Annotated in this window: 1 protein-coding gene; it reads left to right on the forward strand. The window is 71.4% G+C overall.

What is annotated here, in order from left to right; translation table 11 throughout:
* Positions 1–141: 141 nt before the first annotated feature.
* Positions 142–2,039, forward strand: a 1,898-nt coding sequence (locus NX801_RS30545; protein ID WP_258791218.1) for a condensation domain-containing protein, incomplete at its 3' end; no start/stop codon positions are given.

A 2,039-nucleotide genomic window follows, 5' to 3' on the forward strand; every position in this document is an offset into this window, starting at 1 on the left:
ATCCGCACCACGCTCTCCACCGATCTGCCGATCCGGACGCTCTTCGAGGCGCCGACCGTCGCCGCGCTCACCGACCGCTGGCAGGACCTGGCCAAGACCGCTCGCAAGCCGCTTCGCAGGCTGACCGAAAGGTGATCGTGCATGATCCCGTTGTCCTTCGCTCAGCGTCGGCTGTGGTTCATCCACCGGCTGGAGGGTCCCTCGGCCACCTACAACCTCGCCGCCACTCTGCGATTGCGCGGTGAGCTGGACACCGAGGCGCTCACGGCCGCCGTACGGGACGTGGCCGTGCGCCACGAGAGCCTGCGCACCCTGTTCCGCGAGGACGCCGACGGGGTGCCGTACCAGCACATCGTCCCCGCCGACCGGCTCCGGCTCGACGTCCCGGTCCGGAAGGTGGCCGGGGAACCGGAGCTGGCGGAGGCCGTCGGGGAGTGCGCCCGGGAGGGCTTCGAGCTGGCGGACGACCTGCCGTTGCGCGCCCGCCTCTTCCGGTCGGGTCCTCGGGAACATGTGCTGCTGGTGGTGCTGCACCACATCGCCGGCGACGGAGCCTCCATGGCCCCGCTGGCCCGTGACATCTCGACCGCCTACACCGCCCGGCACCACGGCTCCGCACCCGACTGGCCCGAACTGCCGGTCCAGTACGCCGACTACACCCTCTGGCAGCGCGAACTGCTGGGCGACGACACCGATCCCGACAGTGTGGCCGCCCGCCAGTCCGCCTACTGGCGCGAGCAACTGGCCGGCATCCCGCAGCCCTTGCCGCTGCCGACTGACCGGCCGCGCCCGGCGAACGCCACGTACCGGGGTGACACCGTCGACTTCCGGCTGGACGCCGAACTGACGACGGCGGTACGGAGACTCGCCCAGAACCGTGGGCTGACCGTCTCCATGGTCCTGAACACCGCCCTCGCCGTCCTCCTCCACCGGCTCGGCGCCGGTACCGATCTCACCATCGGCTCCCCCATCGCCGGACGCACCGACGAGGCGCTGGACGAGCTGGTCGGCTTCTTCACCAATATGTGGGTGCTGCGCGCCGACCTCTCCGGCGACCCCACCTTCGACCGGCTGCTCGACCAGGTGCGGGACCGGTCGCTCGCCGCCTTCGACAACCAGGATGTGCCCTTCGAGCACCTGGTGGAGCTGCTGAAGCCGGAGCGGTCGACCGCCTACCACCCGCTCTTCCAGGTGATGTTCGCCTGGCAGAACAATGCCCGCCCCCAGCTGGACCTCCCCGGGCTGGAGGTCGCCCTGGAGGCCGTACGGACCGGGACCGCGAAGTTCGACCTCTTCTTCAGCCTGGAGCCGGAGGGAGAAGACGGGGGCGGCACGGGCGGTGTGCGCGGCGGGATCGAGTACGCCACGGATCTCTTCGACCGTACGACCGTCGAACGGCTCGCCGCCCGCTATGTACGGGTGCTCCGCCGGCTCGTGGCGGCACCGGAGGCCCCGGTGGGCACCGTGGACGTACTGCTGCCGGGTGAGCGCGAGTGGCTGGCGGAGCTCAGTGACACCGGCCGGGAACTGCCGGACGCCACCGCGGCCGACCTCTTCGAGCAGCAGGCCGCCCGCACCCCGGACGCCCCGGCCCTGATCACCGGCACGGAACACCTCACCTACCAGCAGCTCAACACCCGCGCCAACCGCCTCGCCCACTGGCTGGCCGAACGCGGTGCCGGACCCGAACAGCGCGTGGCGCTCCTGCTCCCCCGGACCGCCGACCTGGTGGTGGCGCTGCTCGCCGTGCTCAAGACGGGTGCGGCGTACGTCCCCGTCGACCCCGACCACCCGGCACCCCGCATCGACCACATCCTCACCGACAGCCAGCCGGTGGTGACTCTCCGGGCCGGGGACCTGGCCGCCCCGGATCTCGCCGCCCGGCCGGACACCGACCCCGTCCGTGCCCTTCCCGCTCACGCCCACGACACCGTCGCGTACGTGATCTATACGTCCGGTTCGACCGGCCTGCCCAAGGGTGTCGTCGTCGGGCAGCGAGCCCTGGTCAACTTCCTCACCGCCATGCAGGACCGCTTCCG

Origin of the sequence: Streptomyces pyxinae (assembly GCF_024756275.1) — a bacterium.
Classification (GTDB): domain Bacteria; phylum Actinomycetota; class Actinomycetes; order Streptomycetales; family Streptomycetaceae; genus Streptomyces; species Streptomyces pyxinae.